The sequence below is a fragment of the Streptomyces griseorubiginosus genome (assembly GCF_017614965.1).
Classification (GTDB): domain Bacteria; phylum Actinomycetota; class Actinomycetes; order Streptomycetales; family Streptomycetaceae; genus Streptomyces; species Streptomyces griseorubiginosus_B.
Genome location: NZ_WVUG01000405.1, coordinates 1 through 6,730 on the forward strand (window position 1 = coordinate 1; position 6,730 = coordinate 6,730).

The window sequence follows — 6,730 nt, forward strand, 5'->3', positions numbered from 1 at the left end:
GTCGTCGGCTGTGTGGGGGTCGGTGTCGGGGTCGGCGACTGCGTCGGGCGGCCGCTCGGCTCGGGTGTCGCGCCGCCGTCCGTGGAACAGGAGGCTCCGTCGATACGGCAACCGCCCGGATCGCCGCTGCCGTTGACCACGAAGCCGACGGTGACCGACTTGCCGGCCGCGAGACCGTCGGTGTCCCACTTGGCGGGCGTCACGGTGACGTGCTGTCCGGTGACGCTCGACTCGGCGTTCCAGAGGGAGCTGAGCCGGGCGCCCGTCGGCAGGTCGAACTCCAGCTTCCAGGTCTTCTCGGTGCTGCCGCTGTTGTTCGTCACCACGTACTGCGCGGTGTAACCGGTCGACCAGTCACTGGTCCTGGTGTACGCGGCCCCGATTCCGGCCGCCTGAGCGGTGCCGGTGAGAAGGATCGCTCCGCCGCCCACCACGGCCACGGCGACGGCTGAGCCGATCGCCTTGTTCCTGCCACTGACCTTGCGCCGGTGCGTACTCATGCGCGTGCCTGCCTTCGCTCTTCACGGGGTGGGGTGCGGCAGCACGCTAGCGATCCGGAAACGGGCAAAGCGCCTGATCCGGGCGGGGGTTGAGGATCTTAGGGTGCGCTTAAGGAAGGGATCGGGGACGGTTAAAGGTAGAGACCAATTTCCGCTGCCGGCGCCGTCGCACCGACCGGTGCCCCCGCCCGCCCGGCGTCCGCTCGCGTCCGTCCAGCTGGATCCAGATCCGCACCTCGGTGCCGCCCAGCACGGACGACCCGATCCGCACATCGCCGCCGGTCGACTCCGCGAGCCGCCGCACGATGTCCAGCCCGAGCCCGGTCGAGCCGTCGCTGCCCGACCCCCGGCCGCGCGCCATCGCCGTCTCGGGGTCGGATATGCCCGGCCCCGCGTCGGAGACGAGCACGATCACCGCGTCCTCGCCGTTGTGCAGGTCGACGGCGAAGGCCGTGCCCTCGGCGGTGTGCCGGAAGACATTCCCGAGCAGGGCGTCCAGCGCCGCCGCGAGATCCGCCCGGGCCACGGGTATCCGCACCGGCCGGTCGGCGCCGGCCACCCGCCATTTGCGGCCCTCGTCCTCGGCCAGCGCCGACCAGAACGCCATCCGTTCCCGCACCACCTCGGCCGCGTCGCACCCGGCGCCGGGCCCGGCGGCCGCGGTCTGCGGCTTGGCGTCCCGGGCGGTGCGGATGATGGTGTCGACCTCCCGCTCCAGCTGGGCGACGGCGGCCCGGGTCTGCTCGGCGGCCGGCCCGTCCCCGAGCGAGGCCGCGTTCAGCCGCAGCACGGTCAGCGGCGTGCGCAGCCGGTGGGACAGATCGGCCGCCAGCTCCCGCTCGTTCGCCAGCAGTTGTACGACCTGGTCGGCCATGGAGTTGAACGCGACCGCCGCCAGCCGCAGTTCGTTCGGCCCCTCCTCCGGCACCCTCGCCCCGAGCTTTCCCTCCCCCAGTTCGTGCGCGCCCTCGACCAGCCGCTGGGCGGGCTGCACCATCCGCACCCCCAGCCGGTCGGCGACCGCGACCGAGCCCACGATCAGCGCGACGCCGACCCCGGCGAGCACCGCCCAGGCCGTGCCGACGCCGTTGGTGACCTCGGACTCGGGGACGTACACCTCCACGACCGCGATGGCGCCGGAACTCAGCGCGACCGGCTGGAGCAGTGTGGAGCCGCCCGGCACCTCGGTGGTGGAGGCCCGCCCCAGTCTGCGCACGGTCGCGATGTCCTCCTCGGCCGCGCGCCGCCTGCCGATGTCCACGGCCGCCTGACCGCCGGCCGCCGGTATGTGCACGGCCATCCCGGAGTCGGAGCCGGCCGAGGCGACGACCCGTTCCAACTGGTCGCGCTCGGTGGTGATGGACAGCGCCGGGGCGACGGCGGCCGCCTGCCGCTCGGCGTTGGAGAACGCGCGGTCGCGGGCCATCTCCTTGATGACGAGCCCGAGCGGCACCGCGAAGGCGACCACGACCATGGCGGTGACCGCCAGACAGACCTTGACCAGTGCCCATCTCATCGCGGCGCCTCCCCACCCGGCGGCTCCAGCTTCACACCGACACCGCGCAAGGTGTGCAGATAGCGGGGCCGCGCCGCCGTCTCGCCCAACTTCCGCCGCAGCCAGGAGAGATGGACGTCGATGGTCTGGTCGTCGCCGTAGGACTGCTGCCACACCTCGGCGAGCAGATCCTTGCGGGGGACGACGACCCCGGGGCGGCCGGCCAGGAAGGCGAGCAGGTCGAACTCGCGCCGGGTGAGGTCGAGCCGCGCACCGTCCAACTCGGCCTGGCGGCGCAGCGGGTCGACGGTGAGGCCGCCGACGCGGATGACGGTGGAGGGCGGCGCGTCCCCCGGGGCGGTGCGGGAGCGCCGTAGGACCGCGGACATCCGCGCCGACAGGTGCTCCACCGAGAACGGCTTGGTCAGGTAGTCGTCCGCGCCCGCGTTCAGCAGGCGGACGATCTCCGTCTCGTCGTCCCGCGCGGTGGCGATGATCACCGGCACGTCGGTGATCCCGCGCAGCATCTTCAGGGCCTCCGACCCGTCCAGGTCGGGCAGGCCGAGGTCGAGGATGACCACGTCGAAACGGAAATGGGCGACCTCGCGCAGCGCCTCCAGCGCCGTCCCCACACTGCGCACGGTGTGCGCGGCATCGGTCAGGTGCCGGATCAGCGCCGAACGTACGAACTGGTCGTCCTCGACCACGAGCACACTTGCCATGCGCGGCACCGTACGCCATGCGGGCGAGCCGCACTCGGGCCTGTGGATAACTCCGGGCGTGTGCGGCCAGTGGGGCGGGTGAGGCAGTATGACCGGCGATGCGCAGAGGACTCGTACACGTACTGGCTTGGACGCTCGCCACGGGCGCGGCGGTCACGCTGTCGTGGTGGGGTGTCCACACGGTGATGGCGGGCACGGCGTACGACCCGCCCCGCGCCCTGCCGATCAGGGCGGCCGGCGCGACCACGCAGGAGGCGAAACCGCTGGCCACGTCGTCGCCCCGGCCGTCTCCTTCGCCGTCCTCACCCGCGAGGAGTCGGCAGAGCAGCCCGTCCCCGACGCCGACGCCAAGCGTCTCGAAGACGCCCGTCGCCAAGCCGTCCCCGACGACGTCCGGCACGGTGCGGAGTTACGACACCGACGGCGGGCGGGTGGTGTTCGACCTCGGTGCCGCCTCGGCGACGCTCGTGATGGCGACCCCGGACACCGGCTGGTCGATGCAGACGTGGAAGACGGACACCTGGATCCGGGTGGAGTTCACCTCGGGCACCGACAAGGTCTCGGTGATCTGCACCTGGCACGACGGGCCGCCGCACGTGGACGTGGGCAACTACTAAGGCCCCACTGGGGTTAGGGCCCCACTGGGGTCCGCGCGGCGCTGAGCGGAGCTGGTGAAGTCCGCAGCGGTTCGGTTGTGGCCCCCGAAGGGGCGCGGGGAACTGCGCGACCGGCCACGACGGCGCCGCGGACGACCGACGGCACGGCGCGGCACTTCCAGCGGAGCGCTCAGCGGAACACCGACGGCGGCGGTGCGGGTGACGCGGTCGCCGCAGCGTCCGTGACCGGGCTCGCGCCGCCCGTGAAGTCCCGCAGCGCCCGGCCGTGTTCGAGGCGGCCGGGGTGCGGGTCGGAGGCGGCCCGGCGGGTCAGTTCGGCGACCGGCAGCGGGGTGTCGGAGGCGACCAGGACGGCGTTGCCGAAGCGTTTGCCGCGCAGCACGGTCGGGTCGGCGACCAGGACGAGTTCGGAAAAGCGGGCGGCGGCGGTGGCGATCTGGCCGCGCAGATGGGCCAGCGGCGGTCCGTCGGCGAGGTTCGCGGCGTAGACACCGCCGGATTTGAGGACCCGTCGGACCTCGTCGAGGAACTCCGTGGACGTCAGATGGGCGGGCGTGCGGGCGCCGCTGAAGACGTCGGCGATGACCAGGTCGGCCCAGCCGTCCATGACCTTGGCGAGTCCCTCGCGGGCATCCGTGGCACGCACCCGGATGCGCGCGTTCGGGTCCAACGGCAGCTCCCGGCGCACCAGTTGGACGAGGGCCGCGTCACGCTCGACGACCTGCTGGGTGGAGCGGGGGCGGGTGGCGGCGACGTACCGGGCGAGGGTGAGGGCGCCCCCGCCGAGGTGCACGGCGTGCACGGGGCGGCCGGGCGGTGCGGCGAGGTCGATGACGTGGCCGAGGCGGCGCTGGTACTCGAAGGAGAGGTGACCGGGGTCGTCCAGGTCGACGTGCGACTGCGGCGCCCCGTCGATCAGCAGCGTCCAGGCACGCGCCCGGTCCCGGTCGGGTATCAACTCGGCGAGCCCACCGTCGACCGCCTCGACGACGGCTTCGGCACCACCGCCCCGCCGGCCGTTCCTGGACCTACCCATGCCCCCATTATCGACGGCCGCACAACGCCCTGCGCGCTCGGGCCGAGGTCAGCGGCACGCCGGACGGCCCCGCCCGTCTCAGCGACAGCTGTCCGCCGCCTCGATCGTGCGGGCCGCCTCGCCCAGGGCCGCGCGCAGGACCGTCGGGTCGGTCGCGAGGTCGCAGGCGCCGGGGGGCAGCAGCCAGTCGGAGCCCTCGACGGGCGGCTCGGGGTTCAGGGTGAGTCCGCGGCCGTCGGTCTCCGTGCAGGTGCTGCCCGGCACGTCCCAGGCGGCGGCCGTGCCGGGCGGGACCAGGAAGCCGAGGGTGGCGCCGCCGTCGTGCAGTACGGGGCCGACCGCCTCGCGGGCCCCCCGGCGCAGGATGTCCACGGCCTCCAGCCCCTGCCGGGCCGGCACGGTGACGAGGTCGCAGGCGCCCCCCGGCAGGGGTGGCGCGCTGTGCTCCGGAGTCGGTGTGTGCCCCGCCGTCGTCGGCGGCATCGTCGTCTGCATCCCGGCCTCCACCACGGAACCCCTCCTTGAACGAAGCGGGTCGGGAGACGGGCGGCTCCCGGTCCGCAGTGTTCAACGCACGCGCGCGTCAACGGCAACGGCGGAAGTCCGCCGCAAAGGATGGCAGTTCATGGCAGATCCGGGATGAGATATCCGGTTTGTAGCCAAACCCTGCGTGGCGGGTCCGACACAGCAGGTACGTTCTTGCCCGCCGGAAACGGGGAGCCACTCGAACAACTCACCGCGATCCCGGCATGGTTCGACGGTTCGCACGAGAGGACCCGGCCATGGCGTCGTCAGAGCTGACCTCGTCCCAGCCCACCCGGCCACCCAGGCCGAACCTGGCCTTCCGCCGACTCCGCGGCAGGCGCTCACCGGCCGAGTTCGCCGCCGCGGTACGGCGGGCGGCCCGCGAGATCGGGGAGCGGGTCAGCTGTGACGCGCGCTATGTGGGCCGGGTCGAGGCGGGCGAGATCCGCTGCCCCAACTACGCGTACGAACGGGTGTTCCTGCACATGTTCCCCGGCCGCACGCTCACCGACCTCGGCTTCGCGCCCCGCTCGTCCGTCCGCGGACGCCGGGCGCACGCCGCCGAGGACGCGCCCCCCGACCACCTGACGGGCGGGGGGCGCGGGTCCGGTGAGACCGAGGGGGCGTACGAGCCGTATGAGCCACCGCACCCGCAGAGACACGAGTTGTACGACGATGACGAGGAGAGCGACGTGCTGCGTCGCGCATTCATGACCGGGGGCGCCACCGTGGCCGCCGCCTCGCTGGGCCCCATCGGGCTCGCCTTCGACGCCGCGGCCGCGGGGCGTCCCGTGCGCCGCCCCGGGGCGAGCGACGCGTACGCGCTCGAGGAGGCCGTACGCAGAATCCGGCTGCTCGACGACCGGCACGGCGCGGACGGGCTCTACCGGCGCGCGTCGCAGCCGCTGCGCGCCGCTTACGCGCTCCTCGACGCCGGCGCGACCCGGCAGACGACCGCCGAGCGGCTGCACTCGGGCGCCGGTGAACTCGCCATCTCGGTGGGCTGGCTGGCACACGACTCCGGGCGGTTCGACGACGCCCGCTCGCACTACGCGGAGGCGCTCGCGACCGCTCGGATGACCGGCGACGACGCCCTGGAGGCGCACGCGTTCTGCAACACGGCGTTCCTCGCGCGGGACGCCGGCCGGCCGCGCGAGGCGGTGCGGGCGGCGCAGGCCGCGCAACGCGTGGGCCGTTCGCTGGGTTCGGCCCGGCTGATGTCGCTGCTGGCGCTGCGCGAGGCGGGCGGCTGGGCGGGGCTCGCCGACCGCACCGGCTGCGAGCAGTCCCTGGCCCGGGCACAGGCCCTCTACGAGCGGGGCCCCTCGGAGGCCGACCCCGAGTGGATGAGCTTCTACGGGGAGGCCGAGCTGGAGGGGCTGGAGGCGCAGTGCTGGTCGACGCTGGGCGACTGGTCGCGCGCGTCCCGCCACGCCCGGCGCGCCGCGCAGCTGCAGGACCCGCACTTCACCCGGAACATCGCGCTCTACACGGCGGAACTCGCGGACGACCTGGCGCGGGGCGGCCGGCCGGACGAGGCCGCGGCGGCGGGGATGCGGGTGCTGGACCTGCTGGACCAGGTCCAGTCGTCCCGCATCCAGACGATGCTGGCGGGCACCGCGCGCGTGCTGCTGCCGCACCGGCGGGCGTCGGGCGTCTCGGCGTTCCTGGACCGCCACGCCTCGTCGCCGCGCGCGGTCTGACTCACCTCCGGCACCGCCCGACCCACCCGGCCAGCGTCTGGGCCGCCGGCCCACCGCCCGACCACCCGGGCAGCGCCTGCCCCACCCCGGCAGGGTCTGAGCCGCCGGCCCACCACCCGGCCGCCCAGGCAC

7 protein-coding genes are annotated in these 6,730 nt (G+C 74.0%); 2 read left to right on the forward strand and 5 right to left on the reverse strand.

Annotated features, from left to right (window positions below; genetic code table 11):
- The 3 genes from GRC12_RS40305 to GRC12_RS40315 all read right to left on the reverse strand — a co-directional run.
- A partial coding sequence (locus GRC12_RS40305; protein WP_208785422.1) for a cellulose binding domain-containing protein occupies positions 1 to 500 on the reverse strand: 500 nt, incomplete at its 3' end.
- A gap of 109 nt (positions 501 to 609) precedes the next feature.
- Positions 610 to 2,016 carry a sensor histidine kinase gene (locus GRC12_RS40310; RefSeq protein ID WP_208785423.1) on the reverse strand — a complete coding sequence of 469 codons (1,407 nt, stop codon included), beginning with the start codon at positions 2,014 to 2,016 and terminating at the stop codon, positions 610 to 612.
- A complete protein-coding gene (locus GRC12_RS40315; protein WP_208785424.1) occupies positions 2,013 to 2,717 on the reverse strand; it encodes a response regulator transcription factor in 705 nt (234 codons plus the stop codon). The genes GRC12_RS40310 and GRC12_RS40315 overlap by 4 nt, the downstream gene beginning before the upstream one ends.
- A gap of 98 nt (positions 2,718 to 2,815) precedes the next feature.
- On the opposite strand from GRC12_RS40315, the gene GRC12_RS40320 reads away from it, so the two are divergent.
- Positions 2,816 to 3,334, forward strand: a complete 519-nt coding sequence (locus GRC12_RS40320; RefSeq protein WP_208785425.1) for a hypothetical protein — start codon at positions 2,816 to 2,818, stop codon at positions 3,332 to 3,334.
- A 169-nt stretch (positions 3,335 to 3,503) separates the two neighbouring features.
- Here the strand turns inward: GRC12_RS40320 and GRC12_RS40325 are convergent, their stop codons facing one another.
- Positions 3,504 to 4,370, reverse strand: a complete 867-nt coding sequence (locus GRC12_RS40325) for a spermidine synthase (protein WP_208785426.1) — start codon at positions 4,368 to 4,370, stop codon at positions 3,504 to 3,506.
- 78 nt (positions 4,371 to 4,448) lie between these two features.
- Complete coding sequence (locus GRC12_RS40330; protein ID WP_308286739.1) at positions 4,449 to 4,880, reverse strand: hypothetical protein; 432 nt, start codon at positions 4,878 to 4,880, stop codon at positions 4,449 to 4,451.
- Between the two features lie 272 nt (positions 4,881 to 5,152).
- Between GRC12_RS40330 and GRC12_RS40335 the strand changes: the two genes are divergently transcribed.
- Positions 5,153 to 6,598 carry a hypothetical protein gene (locus GRC12_RS40335; protein ID WP_208785427.1) on the forward strand — a complete coding sequence of 482 codons (1,446 nt, stop codon included), beginning with the start codon at positions 5,153 to 5,155 and terminating at the stop codon, positions 6,596 to 6,598.
- Positions 6,599 to 6,730 lie beyond the last annotated feature (132 nt).

Excerpts from the sequence above, each read along its gene's own strand:
- GRC12_RS40320 (WP_208785425.1), top strand. The coding sequence starts at position 2,816 with ATGCGCAGAGGACTCGTACACGTACTGGCTTGGACGCTCGCCACGGGC.
- GRC12_RS40310 (WP_208785423.1), bottom strand. The coding sequence starts at position 2,016 with ATGAGATGGGCACTGGTCAAGGTCTGTCTGGCGGTCACCGCCATGGTC.
- GRC12_RS40315 (WP_208785424.1), bottom strand. The coding sequence starts at position 2,717 with ATGGCAAGTGTGCTCGTGGTCGAGGACGACCAGTTCGTACGTTCGGCG.
- GRC12_RS40335 (WP_208785427.1), top strand. The coding sequence starts at position 5,153 with ATGGCGTCGTCAGAGCTGACCTCGTCCCAGCCCACCCGGCCACCCAGG.
- GRC12_RS40325 (WP_208785426.1), bottom strand. The coding sequence starts at position 4,370 with ATGGGTAGGTCCAGGAACGGCCGGCGGGGCGGTGGTGCCGAAGCCGTC.